The organism is Streptomyces sp. NBC_01352, assembly GCF_036237295.1.
GTDB lineage: Bacteria > Actinomycetota > Actinomycetes > Streptomycetales > Streptomycetaceae > Streptomyces > Streptomyces plumbiresistens.
In genome coordinates, this window is record NZ_CP108354.1 from 4,394,537 (window position 1) to 4,415,614 (window position 21,078).

At 70.4% G+C, this 21,078-nt stretch carries 21 protein-coding genes; 8 read left to right on the forward strand and 13 right to left on the reverse strand.

From position 1 onward, the window contains the following. Positions 1-81 precede the first annotated feature (81 nt). Together OG252_RS20310 and OG252_RS20315 are read left to right on the forward strand one after the other, a co-directional pair. Positions 82-633 carry a VanZ family protein gene (locus tag OG252_RS20310; RefSeq protein ID WP_329337739.1) on the forward strand — a complete coding sequence of 184 codons (552 nt, stop codon included), beginning with the start codon at positions 82-84 and terminating at the stop codon, positions 631-633. A gap of 93 nt (positions 634-726) precedes the next feature. Continuing rightward, entirely contained in the window at positions 727-930 is a 204-nt protein-coding gene (locus tag OG252_RS20315) for a PspC domain-containing protein (protein WP_266434556.1), read from the forward strand. 73 nt (positions 931-1,003) lie between these two features. On the opposite strand, the gene OG252_RS20320 is transcribed toward OG252_RS20315, so the two are convergent. Together OG252_RS20320 and OG252_RS20325 are read right to left on the reverse strand one after the other, a co-directional pair. Beyond that, positions 1,004-1,363, reverse strand: coding sequence for an ATP-binding protein (locus OG252_RS20320; protein WP_329337741.1), 360 nt, complete (start codon positions 1,361-1,363; stop codon positions 1,004-1,006). A 139-nt stretch (positions 1,364-1,502) separates the two neighbouring features. Beyond that, a complete protein-coding gene (locus tag OG252_RS20325) occupies positions 1,503-2,675 on the reverse strand; it encodes an adenosine deaminase (protein ID WP_329337743.1) in 1,173 nt (390 codons plus the stop codon). Between the two features lie 113 nt (positions 2,676-2,788). On the opposite strand from OG252_RS20325, the gene OG252_RS20330 reads away from it, so the two are divergent. Then, positions 2,789-3,550: an alpha/beta hydrolase gene (locus OG252_RS20330; protein WP_266434562.1), complete on the forward strand. Its 762-nt coding sequence runs from the start codon at positions 2,789-2,791 to the stop codon at positions 3,548-3,550. A gap of 94 nt (positions 3,551-3,644) precedes the next feature. Here OG252_RS20330 and OG252_RS20335 read toward each other — a convergent pair whose 3' ends face one another. Next, positions 3,645-4,598 (reverse strand): LysR family transcriptional regulator, encoded by a 954-nt coding sequence (locus tag OG252_RS20335; protein ID WP_266434564.1) that lies wholly within the window; start codon positions 4,596-4,598, stop codon positions 3,645-3,647. Positions 4,599-4,661: 63 nt separating this feature from the next. On the opposite strand from OG252_RS20335, the gene OG252_RS20340 reads away from it, so the two are divergent. Both OG252_RS20340 and OG252_RS20345 read left to right on the forward strand, forming a co-directional pair. Continuing rightward, complete coding sequence (locus tag OG252_RS20340) at positions 4,662-5,927, forward strand: MFS transporter (RefSeq protein ID WP_329337747.1); 1,266 nt, start codon at positions 4,662-4,664, stop codon at positions 5,925-5,927. Positions 5,928-6,206: 279 nt separating this feature from the next. After that, positions 6,207-7,217, forward strand: coding sequence for a sigma-70 family RNA polymerase sigma factor (locus OG252_RS20345; protein ID WP_266434568.1), 1,011 nt, complete (start codon positions 6,207-6,209; stop codon positions 7,215-7,217). On the opposite strand, the gene OG252_RS20350 is transcribed toward OG252_RS20345, so the two are convergent. Next, entirely contained in the window at positions 7,101-7,487 is a 387-nt protein-coding gene (locus tag OG252_RS20350; protein WP_443068419.1) for an STAS domain-containing protein, read from the reverse strand. The genes OG252_RS20345 and OG252_RS20350 overlap by 117 nt on opposite strands. Before the next feature lie 143 nt (positions 7,488-7,630). Between OG252_RS20350 and OG252_RS20355 the strand changes: the two genes are divergently transcribed. Further along, complete coding sequence (locus OG252_RS20355; protein ID WP_266434572.1) at positions 7,631-8,554, forward strand: AEC family transporter; 924 nt, start codon at positions 7,631-7,633, stop codon at positions 8,552-8,554. Positions 8,555-8,618: 64 nt separating this feature from the next. On the opposite strand, the gene OG252_RS20360 is transcribed toward OG252_RS20355, so the two are convergent. The 8 genes from OG252_RS20360 to OG252_RS20395 all read right to left on the reverse strand — a co-directional run bounded on the left by OG252_RS20360 (position 8,619) and on the right by OG252_RS20395 (position 18,620). Next, complete coding sequence (locus OG252_RS20360; RefSeq protein ID WP_329345170.1) at positions 8,619-9,902, reverse strand: thymidine phosphorylase; 1,284 nt, start codon at positions 9,900-9,902, stop codon at positions 8,619-8,621. Between the two features lie 95 nt (positions 9,903-9,997). Then, positions 9,998-10,399 (reverse strand): cytidine deaminase, encoded by a 402-nt coding sequence (locus tag OG252_RS20365; protein WP_266434574.1) that lies wholly within the window; start codon positions 10,397-10,399, stop codon positions 9,998-10,000. Continuing rightward, positions 10,396-11,661: an ABC transporter permease gene (locus OG252_RS20370; protein ID WP_329337753.1), complete on the reverse strand. Its 1,266-nt coding sequence runs from the start codon at positions 11,659-11,661 to the stop codon at positions 10,396-10,398. The genes OG252_RS20365 and OG252_RS20370 overlap by 4 nt, the downstream gene beginning before the upstream one ends. Then, on the reverse strand, positions 11,658-12,782 hold the full coding sequence (locus tag OG252_RS20375) for an ABC transporter permease (protein ID WP_266434578.1): 1,125 nt from the start codon (positions 12,780-12,782) through the stop codon (positions 11,658-11,660). The genes OG252_RS20370 and OG252_RS20375 overlap by 4 nt, the downstream gene beginning before the upstream one ends. Then, a complete protein-coding gene (locus OG252_RS20380) occupies positions 12,782-14,407 on the reverse strand; it encodes an ABC transporter ATP-binding protein (protein WP_329337755.1) in 1,626 nt (541 codons plus the stop codon). The genes OG252_RS20375 and OG252_RS20380 overlap by 1 nt, the downstream gene beginning before the upstream one ends. Positions 14,408-14,617: 210 nt before the next feature. Beyond that, positions 14,618-15,664 (reverse strand): BMP family lipoprotein, encoded by a 1,047-nt coding sequence (locus OG252_RS20385; RefSeq protein WP_329337757.1) that lies wholly within the window; start codon positions 15,662-15,664, stop codon positions 14,618-14,620. Between the two features lie 379 nt (positions 15,665-16,043). Beyond that, entirely contained in the window at positions 16,044-17,096 is a 1,053-nt protein-coding gene (locus tag OG252_RS20390; protein WP_266434582.1) for a BMP family lipoprotein, read from the reverse strand. Between the two features lie 303 nt (positions 17,097-17,399). Beyond that, on the reverse strand, positions 17,400-18,620 hold the full coding sequence (locus OG252_RS20395) for a M20 family metallopeptidase (protein WP_266434584.1): 1,221 nt from the start codon (positions 18,618-18,620) through the stop codon (positions 17,400-17,402). A 333-nt stretch (positions 18,621-18,953) separates the two neighbouring features. Between OG252_RS20395 and OG252_RS20400 the strand changes: the two genes are divergently transcribed. Further along, positions 18,954-19,229, forward strand: a complete 276-nt coding sequence (locus OG252_RS20400) for a hypothetical protein (protein ID WP_266434586.1) — start codon at positions 18,954-18,956, stop codon at positions 19,227-19,229. A 90-nt stretch (positions 19,230-19,319) separates the two neighbouring features. Next, entirely contained in the window at positions 19,320-19,982 is a 663-nt protein-coding gene (locus OG252_RS20405) for a class I SAM-dependent DNA methyltransferase (protein ID WP_329337762.1), read from the forward strand. A gap of 6 nt (positions 19,983-19,988) precedes the next feature. On the opposite strand, the gene OG252_RS20410 is transcribed toward OG252_RS20405, so the two are convergent. Beyond that, positions 19,989-21,053: a hypothetical protein gene (locus OG252_RS20410; RefSeq protein WP_329337764.1), complete on the reverse strand. Its 1,065-nt coding sequence runs from the start codon at positions 21,051-21,053 to the stop codon at positions 19,989-19,991. Positions 21,054-21,078: the final 25 nt, after the last annotated feature.

Genomic DNA, 21,078 nt, shown 5'->3' on the forward strand with positions numbered 1-21,078 from the left:
AGGGCCGTGTGGCGCAAGCCTCATGCACGTACCTCTGGGTGTCCCGGAACCGATCGTGCCGGAGGCCGCGTCTAGGGGGGCGTGCAGCGTCAAGGCTCCATCGGCGGCAGTGCCGCGATTCGCATCCGTGTGACGGGAGGTGTCCTCCTCGTCGCACACCTCGCGTTCGTCGCCTGGTTCACGCTGCGTCCGCTGGACGTCCCCTGGGTGATGCCGCCCAATCTGCATCCGCTGGCCGGTATCCGGGCGGATGCCGCGCTCGGCTGGCAGGAGGGCGCCCGGCGCATCGCCGAGGGACTGGCGCTGCTGGCCCCGCTGGGTGTGCTGCTCCCGATGGTGCACGGCAGGCTCGCGGTCTCCCCGCTCGCCTCCCTGCTCCGTACGACGGCCGCCGGCGCCCTGATCTCACTGGGCATAGAACTGCTCCAGACCGGCGTGCCCGGACAGGTCGTCGACGTCGACTCACTGCTCCTGAACACGGCGGGCGTCGCCCTCGCGCACGCGGCGCTCGTGCCCGCGGCCCGCGCCCTGCTCCGCCGCAGGACGGAGCGCGTACACGGCCGCTCCGTCCGCCAGGAGGACGCGCCTCAGGGTCGGACCCCGACGATTCCCAGGGTCGGCATCGCACCGTAGAGCGACGCTTTGTCCTCTTCGTCTCCGTACCGTGGTTGTAGATGAGGCAGCCGGCAGAGCCGCCTCCGACCGACGCTCACGAAGGAGCCGAACATGAACCGCCTTGCCCGCCCCACCAACGGCCGCATGATCGGCGGAGTGTGCGCAGCGCTGGCTCGGCGCTTCGGCACCTCCGCCACGACGATGCGGGTCATCTTCGTGGTCTCGTGCCTGTTGCCCGGCCCGCAGTTCCTGCTCTACATCGCGCTGTGGATCCTCTTCCCGTCGGAGGACAAGGCCGCGCGCACGGCCTGGTAGGCGCACGTACGCCGGTGGGGCGCACCCCGTGCCCAAGGGTGCGCCCCACCGGCGCGTACGGAGGCGGTGCGGATCAGCCGAGCGGGATCCCGTTCACCGGCAGGCCCTGCGTGGGCAGCCCGGTGCCACCGATGGGCAGACCGCCGAGCAGACCGGCGACCGGTGCGGTCGGGCCCTGGGAAAGCACCTCCTGCGCGACCGGCTGCACGGCGGCCAGGCTCGTGGTGAGCGCCGGCTGCGCCTGGGACACCGCCTCACCGGCCCCGGGCAGCGCCGAGGTGACGTTCTCCGCCGGCAGCGTCTGGGTGAGCGAACCCAGCGCCCCGGTGGCGTCCGGGACGGCCGGGGCGGCGTTCGCGGCACCCGCGCCGGCGGCGGCGAAGGCGGCACCGAGAGCGGCGACACCGAGGGTCTTGGCAGCAGACTGCTTCATGAAAACGCGTCCTTGAATGGGATGACGGTGATGTGAGCGGTCCATGACCGTAAACACGCGAAGGCACCCGCCGCAAACATCGAAATGCGGACGGCTCGTGAAAGTCCGCCCGCATTCCGGATCCCCGATTTCCCCCGGATCAGCCCTCCGAGGCCACAGAACCGCTGGTGGAAGCGGTCTGCTGGAACAGCCATTCGGACTTCAGCTCTGCATATCCGGGCTTGACGACGTCATTGATCATCGCGAGTCGTTCATCGAAAGGAATGAACGCTGATTTCATCGCATTGACGGAGAACCACTGCATGTCGTCGAGCGTGTAACCGAATGCCTCGACAAGGTGCTCGAATTCCCGGCTCATGCTGGTTCCGGACATCAGGCGGTTGTCCGTGTTCACGGTCGCCCGGAAGTGCAGCCGGCGCAGCAGTCCGATCGGGTGCTCGGCGTACGAGGCCGCGGCCCCGGTCTGGAGGTTGGAGCTGGGGCACAGCTCCAGCGGGATGCGCTTGTCCCGTACGTAGGAGGCGAGCCGGCCGAGCTTCACCGAGCCGTCCGCCTGGACCTGGATGTCGTCGATGATGCGCACGCCGTGGCCGAGCCGGTCGGCGCCGCACCACTGGAGGGCCTGCCAGATGGACGGCAGCCCGAAGGCCTCGCCGGCATGGATGGTGAAGTGGTTGTTCTCGCGCTTGAGGTACTCGAAGGCGTCGAGGTGCCGGGTGGGCGGGAATCCGGCCTCGGCGCCCGCGATGTCGAATCCGACGACACCGCCGCCCGCCAGGTCGCGGTAACGGTTGGCGAGTTCGGCGATCTCCAGGGCGCGGGCCGCGTGCCGCATGGCGGTGAGCAGGGCGCCGACGCGGATGCGGTGGCCGTTCGCGCGGGCTCGGCGCTCCCCTTCCCGGAAGCCCTCGTTGACGGCCTCGACGACCTCTTCGAGGCTCAGTCCGCCGCTCAGGTGCTGCTCGGGGGCGTACCGCACCTCCGCGTACACGACCCCGTCCTCGGCGAGGTCCTCGGCGCACTCGGCGGCGACCCGGACGAGCGCGTCGCGGGTCTGCATCACGCCGACGGTGTGCGAGAAGGTCTCCAAGTACCGTTCCAGGGAACCGGAGTCGGCGGCCTCGCGGAACCAGATGCCGAGCTTGTCCGCGTCGGCCTCCGGAAGGTGCGAGTACCCGGTCTCCCGGGCGAGGTCGACGATCGTGCCGGGGCGCAGCCCGCCGTCGAGATGGTCGTGCAGCAGGACCTTGGGCGCCCGGCGGATCTGGTCCGAGCTCGGGGTGGTTCCCTTCGGGGCAGTCTGGCTCGTCATTTCCGCACTCTAACGCCTACGCGCGTAGATCGCTCGCTGTACGAAATCGTCGATACGTAACGGTGACCGCACGGACCAGTGTCGTACACCCACGCTTCTGACACTGTTCTGTCATGGCACAGCAAGCGACGCCGGTTCGCACGGCCCGGCTGGGACGGGTACTGGGACCGGAGCCGACGGCGGTGAGCGGGGTGGTGCTGCTGCTCCCCGGTGGCGACGAGGTCTCCGCCCGCAAACCCTCGCCCATGATGGCGACCGCGTCCGTAAGGGCGTTGGGACGGCGCCTGACCCGTGCGGGCCGCGAGGACGGCCTGGCCGCGCACGTCGTCCACTACCGCTATCGCGGCTGGAACGGCAGCGAGGCCCGGCTGGCCCACGACGCCTCCTGGGCGGTCGACGAGACCGTACGGCGCTACGGCGACGTCCCCGTCTGCCTCATCGGCGTCGACATGGGCGGCCGTGCGGCGCTGCACGCGAGCGGGCACGAGGCCGTCAACTCCGTGGTGGCACTCGCCCCTTGGCTGCCCGAGGAGGACGTGGCCGCGCCACCCGAACCGGTGAAGCAGCTCGTGGGGCGCCGGGTGCTGATCGTGCACGGCACGAACGACGAACGTACGGATCCGGAGTTGTCGTTCCGGCTGGCGACGCGGGCGAAGAAGGCGAACCGGGATGTGTGCCGGTTCGAAGTGCACTCCGACGGGCACGGGTTGCACCAGCACCGGGAGGAAGTGCACGCGCTGGCCGAGGACTTCGTGATGGGGGCGTTGTTCGGGCGGGCGTTGGCGCGGCCGGTGCGGGATGCCTTGGCGGCGCCTCCGCCGTTGGGGTTGCGGATGCCGTTGGCTGCGGGGTTCGGTAAGTCGTTGAGGCGGTAGAGCTCGGGGCCTGGTGTTGTGTTCGGGGTGCGGGCCGTCCGTGGTTGCTCGCGCCCACGCGGCGGAGCCGCATATCGAAAGAGCCCCGCGCCCCTTAGGTTGGCAGCAGGTTGCCTCGTTTTGAGAGTAGGAACCTTTTGAAGGCCGCTACCGGGGGTGTGTCCGGGTGGCCGTCGAGCCAGGCCACGCCGATCTCGCGGGCCGCACGTGGAGCTGTGACCGTCAGTTCCACAACGCCCGGGCGAGGGAAGACAGGGGGTGGCAGGAGGGCCACCCCCAGGCCCGCCGCCACCAGGCCCCTCAGGGTTTCCGCCTCCTCGCCCTCGAAGGCGACCCGCGGCCGGAATCCCGCCTCCTGGCAGAGGTCGTCGGTGATGCGGCGGAGGCCGTAGCCGGGTTCGAGGGTGACGAAGGTTTCGTCGGCGGCCTCGGCGAGGCGGACGCGGCGGCGGGCGGCGAGGCGGTGGTCGGCCGGGACGACCAGGCGGAGTTTCTGTTCGTCGAGGCGGCGGGCGACGAGGTCGGGGGCGTCCGGGACGGGAGAGGTGAGGCAGAGGTCCAGCTCGCCTGCGCGCAGGCGTTCGATCATCGCCTCGCCGTAGTTCTGGACGAGGCTGAAGCGGACGCGGGGGTGGTCGGCGCGGAAGGCGTGGATCAGGCCAGGGACCGTCTCGGCGCCCATCGTGTGCAGGAAGCCGAAGGCGACCTTGCCGGTGGTGGGGTCGGCGTCGGCGCGGACCTCGTCGGCGGCGCGGCCGACCTCGGCGAGGGCGCGCTCGACGGAGGCGAGGAAGGTGCGTCCGGCGGGAGTGAGGGAGACCGTACGGCCGCGGCGGGCGAACAGGTCGACGCCGAGGTCCTGTTCGAGGCGGACCATCGCTCGGGACAGGGTGGACTGCGGGACCTGCATCTCCTGGGCGGCGCGCGTGACGTGCTCGGTGCGGGCGACGCCGGCGAAGTACGCGAGGCGCGGGGCCAGCGACATCACCATGTCTTCTGTGTCACCGGACGGTGACAGACGGGCCTGTGACCTCTGCTGATGCTCCATGGGAACGATTATGACGATTCCATGCATTGGACGGATGACCGGGAGCGTACGTAATTTCGAGGCATGTCTCCCGCCAGTACCGGGGCGTCCACCATCGTGGGCGCCGCAGCTTCTGCCCCAGTCGTCGATTCCCGTGTCGCCCCGGGCGGCCCCGGTTACCGCCGGATGAGCTTCGCCCTCTTCCTCGCCGGTGTCGCGACCTTCGCCCTCCTCTACTCGACCCAGGCCCTGCTGCCGCTGATCTCCGGCGACTTCGGGGTGGCGGCGAGCGAGGCGAGCTGGACGGTGGCGGCCGCGACCGGTGGACTCGCGGTGTTCGTCCTGCCGATGAGCGCCCTGTCGGAACGATTCGGCCGTCGTACGGTGATGACGGCCTCGCTGGCGGTCGCGGTGACGGTCGGGCTGCTGGTCCCCTTCGCTCCGTCACTGACGGCGCTGGTCGTGCTGCGGGCGGTGCAGGGTGCCGCGCTGGCCGGGCTGCCGGCCTCGGCGACGGCCTACCTCGCGGAGGAGGTCACGCCCAAGGCGCTGGTCACCGCGATCGGTCTGTTCGTCGCGGGCAACAGTGTCGGCGGGATGAGCGGCCGGGTCATCACCGGCTGGGTCGCGCAGGAGTGGGGCTGGCGGGTCGCGGTCGGCGTGATCGGTGCGCTCGCGGTGGCGTGCGCGGTGGCCTTCCGGCTGCTGCTGCCGGCGCCGAAGAACTTCGTGCCGGGCTCGCTGCGGCCGCGGGTGCTGGCGCGTACGGTCCGCGAGCATCTCTCCAACCCGCTGCTGTGCCGGCTGTACGCGATCGGCGCGCTGTTCATGACCGTCTTCGGCGGGGTCTACACGGTGATCGGGTACCGGCTGACCGAGGCGCCGTTCGGGCTGCCCCAGGGCATCATCGGGTCGATCTTCCTGGTGTACCTGGTGGGTACGGTGTCGGCGTCCACGGCGGGGCGGCTGGTCGGTCGGCTGGGCCGGCGCGGGGCGCTGTACGCCGGGGGCGGTACGACGGCGGCGGGGCTGGTGTTGTCCCTGGCCGACTCCCTCCCCCTGGTCCTGCTGGGCCTGGTGCTGATCACCGCGGGGTTCTTCGCGGGGCACGCGGTCGCTTCGTCGGCGGTGAGCAAGACGGCGACGAAGGGGCGGGCGCAGGCCTCGGCCCTCTACCAGTCGGCGTACTACGTCGGCTCCAGCGCGGGCAGTACGGTCGGCGCGGTCGCGTTCCACGCGGGCGGCTGGGCCGGGACGGTGAGCGTCGGACTGCTGGCGGTGCTCGGCGTCGTGACGATCACGGTGTTCGGGACCCGGGCCGCGCGGCGGTCGCCGGTGCCGGCTCACTGAGCTCGCCGTACCAGGGGGCTCCGCCCCCTGGCCCCCCGGACCTTTGCCCACCCACCACCCGTCTCGGTCTCTTGAATGGTTCCCCCCCTCGACCCACCGGGTCGGGTGGTGGGTGGGCGAGGGCCGGGGGTCTGGGGGGGCGGAGCCCCCAGGAGACGCCCGCCCCCACCTGACCTGCACCTTTCCTCACTCCCCAGGCCATTGTCAGTGCCGTGCGGTAGCTTCCGAAGTGCTGGGCGCAAAGGCGCGCGACAGGAACGCCACAGGGGTGGGTGGACGATGAGTGACACGGTGACGACGGATCTCGACGTCAGGCTGGAGAAACACCGGACCGAGCTGACGGGATACTGCTACCGCATGCTCGGCTCGTCCTTCGAGGCCGAGGACGCGGTGCAGGACACGATGGTCCGGGCCTGGCGGAGCTACGAGAAGTTCGAGGGCCGCTCCAGCCTCCGCTCCTGGCTCTACCGCATCGCGACGAACGTCTGCCTGGACATGCTGACGGCCGGCAACAAACGCGCCAGGCCGATGGACCTCACGGACTCCACCCCCCTCGCCCAGGCCGCCCTCTCCCCCCGCCCGGACAACACCTGGCTGGAGCCGATGCCGGACGCGCGCGTGCTGCCCACGACCGAAGACCCGGCGGAGGCGGCCGTGGCCAAGGAGTCCGTGCGGCTCGCGTTCATGGCCGCCCTCCAGCAGCTCCCCGCCAAGCAGCGCGCGGTGCTGATCCTGCGCGAGGTGCTGGCCTGGAAGGCGAGCGAGGTCGCCGAACTGCTCGACACCTCGGTCGCGTCGGTCAACAGCGCCCTGCAGCGCGCCCGGGCGACGCTCGCCGAGCGGGAGCAGCGCGGCGCCGACGCCGCCGTGTCCGACCCTCTGGACGACGACCAGCAGAAGCTGCTCGACCGCTATGTTGCGGCCTTCGAGGGCTACGACATGACCGCTCTGACGGCCCTGCTGCACGAGGACGCGGTCATGACGATGCCGCCGTTCGACCTGTGGCTGACCGGCCAGGCGGACATCACCGGCTTCATGACGACGCTCGGCGCCCCCTGCGCGGGTTCGCGTCTGGTGCCGGTCCAGGTCAATGGCCTGCCGGGGTTCGCCCAGTACAAGCCGGACCCGGAGAAGGGCGGCTTCGTTCCCTGGGCGGTGCAGGTCCTGGAGATCTCAGACGGGCGGATCACCGGGTTCCACTGCTTCCTCGACACCCAGCGCTGGTTCCCGCTGTTCGGGCTGCCCCTCCGTCTCGAAGCGGAGGCCGACCAGGTCGAGGAGGGCGTGTAGGGCCGGGGCGGGGTCCCGCAGCCGGATCCGGCCGCCGGCCCGCCGGGCGGTGAGCTCCAGCCGCGCCAGCAGGTCGACGGTGCCGAGCCCCGGCGGCCCGAGCCCTCCGACATCGCACACCACGGTCCTCGCGCCACTGGTCTTAAGCAGTGCCCGCACGTCGTCGCACAGCCCGGTCACCTCGTCCTTGGTGACGGGGCCGGTGAGCACGAGTACAGCGGGTGTCATGGCGTCCACGATCGGTAGACCGGCGGGGTGGGCGTAACTCATCGCGGCCGGCGCGTTGCCCCTGCTGTCCGCCGACCGGGACCGGATTGACCCGCCGCCCTCCTTCCCCGGAGGGTTGCCTGTATGCGCCACATATCGGCACCGCCCTGGAGACCGCACGCCTTCCTCACCTCTGAGGAGGCTCCGTGCAGGGAGTGCTGACCGGCTTCGCGGTGATCGCCGTGGTGATCGGCGTCGGCTATGCGATCGGGCGGGGCGGCCACCTCGGCGAGCACGGCCGCGACGTCCTGACGAAGCTCGCCTTCCACGTGGCCTCACCGGCTCTGCTGTTCACCACACTCGCCAACACCGACCTGTCGTTGATCTTCTCCAGCCGCCTGATCGTGACCGCGCTGAGCACGGCGGCGGCAGCGGGCGTCTTCGTCGCGGTGGGTGTCGTACGCGGCTGGGGAGTGGGCCGTACGACGATCGGCGCGCTGTGCTCCGGTTACGTCAACTCCGGCAACCTCGGTATCCCGATCGCCGTGTACGTGCTGGGCGACGCCTCGCTGGTGGCGCCGGTCCTGCTGTTCCAGCTCCTCCTGATCACGCCGGTCGCGCTGACGGTCCTGGACCTGTCGGGCAGGGACGGCGAGAAGGGCCCGCTGTGGCACCGGCTGCTCACACCGTTGCGCAATCCGATCGCGGTGGGGTCGCTGGCCGGAGTAGCGGTCTCGGCATCCGGTATCGACATCCCGTCCTTCGTCATGGATCCCGTCACCCTGATCGGCAACATGTCCGTCCCGGCGGTCCTGCTCGCCTTCGGCATCTCCCTGTGCGGCAGCGCGATGCCGGGCCGGGGCCCGGACCGCCCGCTCGTGCTGCTCTCGGTCGCGCTCAAGACGGTGGGCCAGCCGGTGGTGGCCTGGGCGCTGGCGGTCGGGGTGTTCGGACTGCGCGGGGCGCCCCTGCTCGACGTGGTGGTGACGTCGGCCCTCCCGGCGGCGCAGAACCTCTTCACGTACGCGTCCAGCTATGGCGTGGGCGAGCGGCTGGCGCGGGACTCGATCCTGGTGTCGACGGTGCTGTCGGTGCCGGTGCTGGTCGTGGTCGCGGCTCTGCTCGGCTGAGGTCCGGGCAGCGGAAAGGGGCCGGAGCTGTCGATCAGCCCCGGCCCCTCCCCTGTCGACCGCGTCAGGCGATCCGCTCCAGAACCACCGGCGAGGCCGTGAAGTCCGTCCCCTCGGCCGCGATGTCGTACGACCCCTCCACCGACTCCAGGGCGTACTCGAAGCGCTCGGGCGTGTCCGTGTGCAGGGTCAGCAGGGGCTGGCCCTCGGTGACCGTGTCGCCGGGCTTGGCGTGCATCTCCACGCCCGCGCCCGCCTGCACCGGGTCCTCCTTACGGGCGCGTCCGGCCCCCAGGCGCCAGGCGGCGACGCCGATGCCGTAGGCGTCGAGGCGGGTCAGGATGCCCGAGGCCGGGGCCTTGATCACGTGCTGCTCGCGCGCCACCGGCAGTTCCGCGTCCGGGTCGCCTCCCTGGGCGGCGATCATGCGGCGCCAGACGTCCATCGCGGAGCCGTCGGCCAGGGCCTTCGCCGGGTCGGCGTCCTTCACCCCGGCCGCGTCCAGCATTTCGCGGGCCAGCGCCAGAGTCAGTTCCACCACGTCCGACGGGCCGCCGCCCGCCAGGACCTCCACCGACTCGCGGACCTCCAGCGCGTTGCCCGCCGTCAGGCCGAGGGGCGTCGACATGTCCGTGAGGAGCGCGACCGTCTTCACGCCGTGGTCGGTACCCAGACCCACCATCGTGGAGGCCAGCTCGCGGGCGTCCTGAAGGGTCTTCATGAAGGCGCCCGTGCCGACCTTCACGTCCAGGACCAGGGAGCCGGTGCCCTCGGCGATCTTCTTCGACATGATCGAGGAGGCGATCAGCGGGATCGCCTCGACCGTGCCGGTCACGTCACGCAGGGCGTAGAGCTTCTTGTCCGCCGGGGCCAGGCCGTCGCCCGCCGCGCAGATCACCGCGCCCGTCCCCTCGAGGACGGACAGCATCTCCTCGTTGGAGAGCAGCGCCCGCCAGCCCGGGATCGACTCCAGCTTGTCCAGGGTGCCGCCGGTGTGGCCGAGGCCGCGGCCCGACAGCTGGGGAACGGCCGCGCCGCAGGCAGCGACCAGGGGGGCCAGGGGCAGCGTGATCTTGTCGCCGACACCGCCCGTGGAGTGCTTGTCCGCGGTCGGGCGGGACAGGGCCGAGAAGTCCATGCGCTCACCGGAGGCGATCATCGCGGCCGTCCAGCGGGCGATCTCCCGGCGGTTCATGCCGTTGAGCAGGATGGCCATCGCGAGTGCGGACATCTGCTCGTCGGCGACCTCCCCGCGGGTGTACGCGTCGATGACCCAGTCGATCTGCTGGTCGCTGAGCTCACCACGGTCCCGCTTGGTGCGGATGACGGAGATGACATCCATCGACAACAACGCCATGGCTGGCCTTCCTTCCGAAAAGCATTCAGAAACTGCGCGGCCCCCCGAGCGGCCCGGGCGGGCAACTCGGAGGGACCGCACGGGAGTTACTTGGTGAGATGGCCCGGCCCGAAGGCCTGCGGCAGCATCTCGGACAGCGGCAGGATGCCCGCCGGGGTCTCCAGGAGCAGGCCGGGACCGCCGAACTCGTACAGCAGCTGGCGGCAGCGGCCGCACGGGACGAGGATCTCGCCGTGGCCGTCCACGCAGGTGAAGTGCGTGAGCCGACCGCCGCCCGTGTTCTGCAGCTCCGACACCAGTCCGCACTCGGCGCACAGGCCGAGGCCGTACGAGGCGTTCTCGACGTTGCAGCCGGTGACCGTACGCCCGTCGTCGACCAGGGCGGCCACGCCGACCGGGTAGCCGGAGTACGGGGCGTACGCCCGCGACATGGCGTCCCGGGCCACCGCACGCAGCTGCTCCCAGTCGACCTCGGCGGCGGAGGTCACTTGCCCTGTCCCTTCCGGTACGGCATGCCGTCCGCCTTCGGCATCCTGAGGCGCTGGGCCGACAGGGCGAGGACGACGAGCGTGATGACGTACGGCGTGGCGGAGACGACCTGGTTCGGGACCTCGTTGGTGCCCAGGTACCAGGCGAGCACCAGGCCGCCGATGAGCAGGGTGATGACGGACGAGGTGTACTTCTTCCGGAACGCCAGCCAGATGGAGCCGATGATCAGCAGCAGGGCGCCGAGCAGCAGCAGCGCGTGGACGTTCTCGGAGCCGCCGCGCAGGTTGAGGCTGTCGGTGTAGCCGAACAGGCCCGCGCCGATGGCGAGTCCGCCCGGCATCCAGTTGCCGAAGATCATCGCGGCGAGACCGATGTAGCCGCGACCGCTGACCTGGCCCTCCAGGTAGAAGGGGTTGGCCACGATGGACAGGAAGGCGCCGCCGAGGCCGGCCAGGCCGCCGGAGATGATCACGGCGATGTACTTGTACTTGTAGACGTTCACGCCGAGGGACTCGGCCGCGATCGGGTTCTCGCCGCAGGACCGCAGCCGCAGACCGAACGCGGTGCGCCACAGCACCCACCAGGTGCCGGGGATCAGCGCGACGGCCAGGAGGGTCAGCCAGGAGACGTTGGTGATCAGACCGCCGAGCAGGCCGGCGACGTCGGAGACGAAGAACCAGCCCTTCTCGTTGAGGTCCCGGAGTCCGTCGGAGAGCCCGGGCACCGTGAAGTTGCCGAGGGAGTCCACCGGCGGGGACTGCTTGGCCGAGCCGCCCGTGTGGCCCTCGAAGGCGAGCGGGGCGAGGTAGCGGGTGGCGCCGAGGGCGAGGATGTTGATGGCCACACCGGAGACGATGTGGTTGACGTTGAAGGAGACGGTGACGATCGCGTGCAGCAGACCGCCGATCGCGCCGCCGAGGATGCCGACCAGGACGCCCGTCCACGGGCCCCACTGGAAACCGGCCCAGGCACCGAACCAGGTGCCGAGGATCATCATGCCCTCGAGGCCGATGTTGACGACGCCCGCGCGCTCGGCCCACAGACCGCCGAGACCGGCGAGGCCGATCGGGACGGCGAGCTGGAGCGCGGTGGACATCTGGCTGACGTTGGTGATGCCGTCGGCGCCGGTGATGATGCGCACGATCGAGGTCAGCGCGAGAGCGCCGGCGATGACCAGCAGCAGCACGGACAGCGACATCCGGCGCCCGGTCGGCGCGGTGGGCTGCAGCGTGGGCTGGTTGAGGTCGGTCACGGTGGTCATCGGCCGGCCACCTCCTTCTTGACGTTGTCGGTGGCGCCGAGGACGTGTCCGGCAGCCAGCTCTGCGCCGACCCGGCGCTGCTGGCGGCGCAGACCCCACTCGCGGACTGCCTCGTACGAGACGACGACGGAGAGCACGATCAGGCCCTGCATGATGACCGCGATCTCCTTGTCGTAGTCGTGGAAGTCGAGCTCGGGCGAGGCCTTGTCGAGCCAGGCCCACAGCAGGGCGGCGAAGGCGATGCCGGTGGGGTTGTTACGGCCGAGCAGGGCGATGCCGATGCCGAGGAAGCCGATGCCGGTGGGGAAGTTGAGGTTGTAGGTGTGCGAGTCGCCGAGCAGGATCGGCAGGCCCGCGAGCCCGGCGAGACCGCCGGAGATCAGCATCGCGGTGAGCACCATGCGCTTGGGGTCGACACCGCTGGCCGCCGCGGCGGACTCGGAGGCGCCGGAGGCCCGCAGGTCGAAGCCGAAGCGGGTGCGGTTGAGGACGATCCAGTAGCCGATGCCGAGCAGCGCGGCGAGGACCACCAGGCCGTAGATCTCGCCGGCCGCGCCCATGTCGATGCCGGGCACCCAGCCGGACTCGTGCATCTCGCCGGTGGTGTTGTTGTTGCCGACCTTGACGCCGAAGACGTCCGGAAGCCACAGGTAGGCGATCACGGAGACCGCGATCGCGTTGAGCATGATCGTCGCGACGACCTCGCTGACCCCGCGGGTGACCTTGAGGACACCGGCGATGCCGGACCAGAAGGCGCCGGTGCAGACGGCGGTCAGGAGGAGCAACGGGATCTGCAGGACCGCCGGCAGGTTCGCGTGGGCGCCGACGATCGCGGCCATCATGGCGGCGAGCTGGTACTGGCCGTCGACGCCGATGTTGAACAGGTTCATCCGGAAGCCGATGGCCACCGCGAGCGCCGCGATGTAGTACATCGACGCCTGGTTGATGATGCGGACCTGGACGTCGGAGAACGAGGCCTGCTCGAACATGATCGAGAAAGGCTCGACCGGGTTCTTGCCGGAGGCGACCAGCACGATCGCGCTCAGCACGAAGGCCACGGCGAGCGCGATGACCGGTCCGGCCACCGCGAGGAGCACGCGCTCCTTGTCGAACTTCTTCATCAGCGGGCCTCGTCTTCCGGAGACTCGGGAGACTTGCGAAGGTCGGGCGTCTCGGGAGTCTCGGGGGTGTCTGCCGGGGTCTCGGGGGTGTCCGCCGGGCTCTCGGGGGTCTCTTCGTGTGCGAGGTGACCGGTGACGGCACCGGTCATGGCCGAGCCGAGTTCCTCGGGGGTGATGGTGGCCGGGTCGGCGTCGGCGACCAGTTTGCCGTTGTAGATCACGCGCAGGGTGTCGGACAGGCCGATCAGCTCGTCGAGGTCGGCGGAGATCAGCAGCACGGCCAGGCCCTCGCGGCGGGCCTCACGGATGTGGTCCCAGATCGCGGCCTGCGCACCGACGTCCACACCGCGGGTGGGGTGGGCGGCGATGAGGAAGCGCGGCTTGCTGCTCATCTCGCGGCCGACGATCAGCTTCTGCTGGTTGCCGCCGGACAGGGAGGCGGCGGTGACGTCGATGCCGGGGGTGCGCACGTCGTAGTCCGCGACGATCCGGCGGGTGTCCTCCTGGGCGCCCTTCGGGTCCAGCCAGACGCCCTTGGCGTTGGGCTTCTCGGTGACGTGGCCGAGGATGCGGTTCTCCCAGAGGGGGGCCTCCAGGAGCAGGCCGTGGCGGTGGCGGTCCTCGGGGATGTAGCCGATGCCCTGCTCGCGGCGCCTGCGGGTGGGCCAGGCGGTGATCTCCTCGTCGATCAGCGCGATCGTGCCGGAGTCGGCGCCCTTGAGGCCGATGAGCGCGTCGACCAGCTCGGTCTGGCCGTTGCCCTCGACGCCGGCGATGCCCAGGACCTCGCCGGCGTGGATGGTGAAGCTGATGTCGTCGAGGAGGGCCTTGCCGCCCGCGGCTTCCAGGCGCAGCTTGTCGACGGTGATGACCGGGCGGTCGGTGACCGTCGACTCGGCGGTCTCCGGGGTGGGCAGTTCGCTGCCGACCATCATCTCGGCGAGCTGGCGCGGGGTGGTCTCGGCGGGGACCGCGGTGCCGACGGTCGTACCGCGGCGGATGACCGTGATCTCGTCGGCGACGGAGAGGACCTCGCCCAGCTTGTGGGAGATGAAGATGACCGACAGGCCCTCGGACCTGAGCTCGCGGAGGTTGTCGAAGAGCGCGTCCACCTCCTGCGGCACGAGGACGGCCGTCGGCTCGTCCAGGATCAGGGTGCGGGCGCCGCGGTAGAGGACCTTGAGGATCTCCACGCGCTGGCGGGCGGCGACGCCGAGTTCCTCGACCAGGACGTCGGGGCGCACGCCGAGGCCGTAGCGCTCGGAGAGCTCCTTGATCTTGCGGCGGGCCTTGCCGCCGATGCCGTACAGCTTCTCGCTGCCCAGCACCACGTTCTCGAGCACCGTGAGGTTGTCGGCGAGCATGAAGTGCTGGTGCACCATGCCGATGCCGCGGACGATGGCGTCGGCCGGCGACGAGAAGGCGACCTGTTCGCCGTCGATCGCGATGGTGCCCTCGTCCGGCTTCTGCATGCCGTAGAGGATCTTCATCAGCGTCGACTTGCCGGCGCCGTTCTCACCGACGAGGGCATGGACGGTGCCCTTGCGGACGGTGAGATGGATGTCGTGGTTGGCCACGACGCCCGGGAATCGCTTTGTGATCCCGGCGAGTTCGACGGCGGTCACCTGACCGTTGACCGCCGCGTCGGCCGGAGGGCTGCTGGACGCGTTGATGGCGCACTCTCCTGGGAAAGGGGGTCGTCTACGCGCGTAGCGCCCCTACGGCATCGAAAGGGGCCCGACGTCCGTGACAACGGGGTACGGGGAGACAGCCTCCCCGTACCCCGTTGAGCGGACGTAACCCCGCGGTTACACGCTGCTCAGGGTGTTGCTTTCTCAGCTGCTCTTGACCTTGATCTCGCCGCTGATGATCTTCTCCTTGGCCGTCTTGATGGCGTCCTGCAGCTCGGTGTCGTCCGCGAACTTCGGGTTGGAGTTCGACAGGCCCACCTCGCCGGTCTTCAGATCGCCCCTGACGATACCGGTCTCGGGCTTGCCGTCCTCGACCGACTTCGCCAGGTTGTACACCGCCTTGGCTACGTCCTTCATCGCCGAGGTGAGGATGGAGTCCTTGTACTTCGCGAGGGCTTCCTGCTGGTACTGGTCGGAGTCGACGCCGATCGCCCAGATCTTGTTGGCGGCGGCGGCCTCGATCACGCCCTGGCCGGACAGACCGGCGGCCGCGTAGACGACGTCCGCCTTCTTCTCGATCTGGCCCTCGGCGGCCGTCTTGCCCTTGTCGGGGCTGGAGAAGCCGCCCTCCTCCGCGGTCTGCGTCAGGTACTGCGAGATGACCTTGACCTTGGAGTCGGTGTCCTTGACGCCCTGCGCGAAGCCCGCCTGGAACTTGTGGATCAGCGGGATGTCCACGCCGCCCACGAAGCCGACCACGTCCGTCTTGGTGCTCTTGGCCGCGGCGACGCCGGCGAGGTAGGAGGCCTCCTCCTCGGAGAAGACCAGATCCGCCACGTTCTTCGCCTCGACGGTGGAGTCGTCCACGATGCCGAAGGTGGTGTCCGGGAACTTGGCCGCGGCCTCCTTGACGGCCGGCGCGTACGCGTAGCCGATGCCGATGACCGGGTCGTAGCCCTGCTTGGCGAGCGACTCCAGACGCTGCTGCTTGTCGGTGTCGGTCTCGCCCTCGGTGGGCTCCAGGTCGGCCGTCTCGTAGCCGAACTCCTTCTTCGCCTCTTCCAGGCCCGCGTACGCCGCGTCGTTGAAGGACTGGTCGCCCTTGCCGCCGACGTCGTACGCGATGGCCAGACCCTTGTCGCCCTTCGAGTCCGACGAACTGTCGGTCGAGGTCCCGCCGCAGGCGGAGAGCGCGAGGGCCAGAGAGGCGGTCGCTGCGCCTGCGACCGTGATCCGGGAAATCCGGCGCATGTGTGGTGCTCCTGTCGTATAGCGGATCCGGGGAAGTGCGGCTGCGTTCCTGCGTCGTTCGCGGCGGGAGTGCGTGCCGGGCGGCGCGGGGGCGCGCTCGCGCTTCCCTGGGGTCACCAAGCGCCGGACGGTTCGGCTTCCATGCTTGGCTTCGCCGCAGATTAACGCGCGTAGACCACCGTGAAAACCCCTTCTGTCCACCTTGTTATCCGCCCGTGCCCCAACGCAACTCGCCCTTGACCCAAGGATTGCCGACCGCAAAGAGAACGTGGCGGTGGGTGACCTCGGCCGGACACGCCGAAGCGGGCGGGGACTGAGAAGTCCACGCCCGCTTCGTACCGATCCGACGTTGTTCGTCCGTTCGTCCGTTCGGACGGAACTACTCGGTCTTCACCTTGATGGTGCCGTCGATGATCTCTTCCTTGGCCTTGGCCACCGCGTCGGACAGACCCGCGACCTTCGAGAACTCCGGGTTGCTCTCGGCCAGGCCGACGCCGTTCACCTTCAGGTCGAAGGTCTGGACGCCGGTCAGCGGCTTGCCGTCCTCGACCGACTTGGCCATGGAGTACACCGCGCCGCCGACATCCTTCAGGGCCGAGGTGAGGATGGAGTTCTTGTACGCCGCCAGGGCCGCCTGGTTGTACTGGTCGGAGTCGACACCGATCGCCCAGACCTTCGCCTTGGCGGCGGCCTCGATCACGCCCTGGCCGGACAGACCGGCGGCCGCGTAGAGAACGTCGGCCTTCTTCTCGATCTGGCCCTCGGCGGCGGCCTTGCCCTTGTCGGGGCTGGAGAAGCCGCCCTCCTCCGCGGTCTGCGTCAGGTACTGCGAGATGACCTTGACCTTGGGGTTGGTGTCCGTGACGCCCTGCTTGTAGCCGGCCTCGAACTTGTGGATCAGCGGGATGTCCACGCCGCCCACGAAGCCCACGGTGTTGGTCTTGGTGGCCTTGGCCGCGGCGACACCGGCGAGGTAGGACGCCTGCTCCTCGGCGAAGACGAGGGACGCCACGTTGTCACCCTCGACCACGGAGTCGACGATGCCGAAGGTGGTCTTCGGGTACTTCGCGGCCGCCGCCTCCATCGCCGGGCCGTAGGCGAAGCCCACGCCGACGACCGGGTTGTAGCCCTGCTTGGCGAGCGACTCGAGACGCTGCTGCTTGTCCGCGTCGGTCTCGCCCTCGGTGGGCTCCACGTCGGCCGTCTTGTAGCCGAACTCCTTCTGGGCCTTCTCCAGGCCCGCGTAGGCGGCGTCGTTGAAGGACTGGTCGCCCTTGCCGCCGATGTCGTACGCGATGGCGAGGCCGAGCTTTTCCTTCGTCTCGCTGTCGCTGCCGCCGTCGTCAGTGCTGGTACCGCCACAGGCGGTTGCGGCGAGCGCGAGCGACGCGACCCCCACCGCGACACGGGTCAGTTTGGATATCCGACGCATCTCGAAGTTCCCCATTCTCCAAAGCCCCGCAGTGGGTGCTGAGTTCGGCGCAGAGTAACGCGCGTAGACACTCCTGGGAACGGGGTTCCGTGTGGCCGTTATCCATTCGTGCCGATGGCCGGTTACGTCCCTGTGAACCACCGGATCGTATGGGACGCCACAGGACACAGCACCCTCAAGTTCCGTGACTCTCCGTGCCTCCGGGGTGCCTCCAGCGTGATGGCGCACCTGTTTGAACGCCACGCGCTCAGAGTCCCCCCACCCCGCCCCGGCCGCAACCGGAACGGGGGCTTCGGGGTATGGCTACAGGCCGGCGTCCATCAGCGCGGCGGCCGTGAACAGCTCCACGCCGACCGTGATCGCCGATTCGTCGGCGTCGAAGTCGCCCTGGTGGAGGTCACGCACCGTGCGCTCGCCCGGGGTGCGGACGCCGAGGCGGGCCATGGCGCCGGGGATGTGCTGGAGGTACCAGGAGAAGTCCTCGCCGCCCAGGCTCTGCTCGGTGCTCTCGACGGAGTCGATGCCCCGGCGGGCGATCATCGCGTCCCGGACCAGCTCGGTGACGTCCGGGTCGTTGACGACCGGCGGGACCCCGCGCACGTAGTTGATCTCCGACTTGGCGCGGTGCAGGTTGGCGACCTCGTCGATCGCGGCGACCACGATGTCGGGGGCCTGCCGCCACGCGTCGATGTCCAGGCACCGTACGGTCCCGGAGAGCTCGGCGTGCTGCGGGATCACGTTCGGTGCGTGGCCCGACTCGATGCGGCCCCAGGTCACGGCGAGCCCGGCGCGGGTGTCGACGCGGCGGGCGACGAGCGCGGGCACGTCGGTGACGACGCGGGCGGCGGCCGTCACGAGGTCGGTCGTGAGGTGGGGCCGTGCGGTGTGGCCGCCGGGCCCGTCGAGGGAGATCTCCAGCCGGTCGCAGGCGGAGGTGATGGCGCCCTGCCGCAGCCCGATCCGCCCGGCGTCGACGCGGGGGTCGCAGTGCACGGCGATCATCCGCCCGACCCCTTCGAGCACTCCGCAGTCGATGGCGTCGGCGGCGCCGCCGGGCAGGACCTCCTCCGCGGGCTGGAAGAGCAGCCGTACCGGTCTGGGCAGCCGCCCCTGCCGGTGCAGGTCGGCGAGGACCAGCCCGGCGCCCAGCACCACGGCGGTGTGCACGTCGTGACCGCAGGCGTGCGCGCGGTCGGGCACGGTGGAGCGGTACGAGCACTCGGTCTTCATGTCCGGGATGGGCAGGCCGTCGATGTCGGCGCGCAGGGCGAGCATGGGCCGGCCGCCGTCCCACTCACCGATGTCACAGACGAGTCCGGTGCCGACGGCGAGCACGCGCGGCTTCAGGCCGGCCCGCTCGAGCCGCTCCTTGATCGCCGCGGTGGTGCGGAACTCCTGGTTGCCGAGCTCGGGGTGCATGTGCAGGTCGCGACGGAAGGCGACGAGCTCGGCACGGAGCGCCTCGGGCAGCGCACCGGGAAGCAGCGCTTCCCCGGCAAGATCGGCCTCGGGCTCAAGTGACATCAATGGCTTCACCCTCTGAAGGGTAGGACGCCCGACCGGTCAGCTGACCACGATCAACAAAAGATCAGCCCCATAGGGGAAGAAAATCTGACCGCCGAACGCATATGTACCGTTCGGGGTGGGTACACTCGGCCGACTTTGCGGCCGGGTGGCTGCCGTAGGCACCCACCCCTTCCTCCACGGATACCACGCCAGGCGGAGAAGAGGCCGATCTGTTCATCTGTCGGGACCGCGCCGGCATCGAAGCGGGCCGAAATCCCGGAACCATCACCATCGCGCGACGGTTGCGCGACGCTGCGTACGCGCAGGGCCCTGCGCGGGCACCCTGCCCCCATGACGACCACCCTGGCGACGGCCCCCGGGCAGGCCTGCGGCTGCGGCGAGGACCAGATCCCCGGGCTGCTGGCGAAGCTCGGCCTGTTCGGCACGGTGGGCCTGGCCCTGGCCGTGCTGGTGCTGATGATCCTGGCGGGCTGGCTGCTCTCGACGACGGTATGGCTGTTCCGCCGAAGGAGCGAACGGGCGCGGGGCCCGGCCGCGGTCGCCACGCCCGTCGAGCCCTCGCCGGGGCCGCTGGCCGGCTTCAGCTGGACCTCCGAGGACCCCTGACCGGCGTGCCGGGGGCGGCCCGGAAACTCCTGGTGCCGCCCCGGTGAACTGCCCGGCACGGGTGCCGGACGGCGGCTAGGGTGCGGCAGCGTGAGCGCACAGGATCAGGGATTCATAGAGGCCACCCGCACCTCGTACGACAAGATCGCCGACGCCTTCGGCGAGCGCTTCCCCGGGGACGGGCTCGACGCCAGACCGGTGGACCGCGCCCAGGTCACCGCCTTCGCGGAGCTGGTGCGCGGCAACGGGTCGGCCCCCGTCGCCGACCTCGGATGCGGCACCGGGTACGTCACCGCCCGGCTGCACGCCATGGGGCTGCCGGTCTTCGGGGTCGACGTCTCGCCCCGGATGGTGGAGCTGGCCCGCCGGGCCCATCCCGGCCCGCGTTTCCATGTGGGTTCTCTCACGTCCCTGGACCTGCCGGACGGGACGCTGGGCGGGATCGTCGCCCTGTACTCGATCATCCACGTGCCCGACGAGCACCTGCCCACCGCGTTCGCCGAGTTCCACCGGGTCCTGGTGCCCGGCGGGCACGTGCTGCTCCTCTTCCAGTCCGGGGACGAGGACGGGCGGATGCATCTGGCGGAGCGCTTCGGCCAGGACATCTCGCTCGACTACTTCTGGCGTACGCCGCAGACGGTGGCCGACCACCTCACCAAGGCGGGCCTGCACGTCCGGGCCCGGCTGCTGCGTGAGCCGTACGAGGAGGAGCAGCGGCCGCGGGCCTTCGTGCTGGCGAGGAAGCCGGCGTAAGAACTGTCACACCGCGGTGACCGTCGACAGCCGGGTCACGTCCCGCGCCGAGCCCGTCACGCCGGACAGGAAGCCCTGCGCGCGCGGTGAGGCGTTCCGGGTGAGCCATTCGGGGTCGATGTCGCAGACCGAGACGCGCACGTCCGTGCCGACGAGGGCGAGCGGGAGGGTGTGGACGACGGTCGAGGGGAAGCTGAGGATCGTACGGCCGACCGGGCCGCGGCGGGCGATCAGTTCGAGGGGCAGGTCGGGGCGGACGATCTCCAGGCCCGTCTCCACGGCGAGGCGGTGGAGTTTCTCCGTGGCTTCCCGGCGGTGGGCGAAGTAGCGGGTCGCGCCGTGCGTCTTGGCCAGGGAGCGGACGGCCTCCAGATAGCGGTCGCCGTCGACGACGCCCGTCTCCACCAGCGAGGTGCCGACCATGTCGGCGCCCTTGGTGATGCGGGGCGGGCCGAAGCGGGAGCGGGTCCACGCGAAGGCGTTCGCGGTGACCGTGACGCCGGGTGGGGTCTCCTCCATCGGCATGGAGGAGAAGATCTCCACCGTCCTGTTCTCGTGCGGCGTCAGCCGGCGCCGGGCGACGGACGACACCGGCGCGAAGACCAGGTCCCGGGGTCCGGGGCGGCCGCCCTTGCGGTGCCAGCGGACCAGGCGCTCGCCGCGCGCCAGCTGGGCGACGAACTCCATGGTCGCCGTGCCGTCGTCGACGACGACGAGGTCACGGGCCCTGGTGATCGTCAGCAGCAGCTGGACGTAGCGCGAGAAGGGGTCGCCCAGGACCACCCGGTCCGCCTTGCGGAGCATGCCGGTCAGGCCGCCGATGGTCTGGAACGGGGCCATGGCACCGCCCCGCGCCTCCTCCCAGCGGACCTGGTGGCCCTCCTCGCGGGCGAGCTCGGACATGCGGCGCAGCTGGCCGCGGGTCATGGGGTCGAGAGGGGACAGCACGACGAGGGTGAACCCCGCGCCGGGCGCACGCTCATGCGCCCACTCCAGCACGTTCAGCAGCTGTACCGGACTCTCCACGAAGGCGAGAGTGCGGGGGCCGGCGGACCCGGCGCGGCGGTTCATCTACGTACGACCGTCCCGTCGTAAC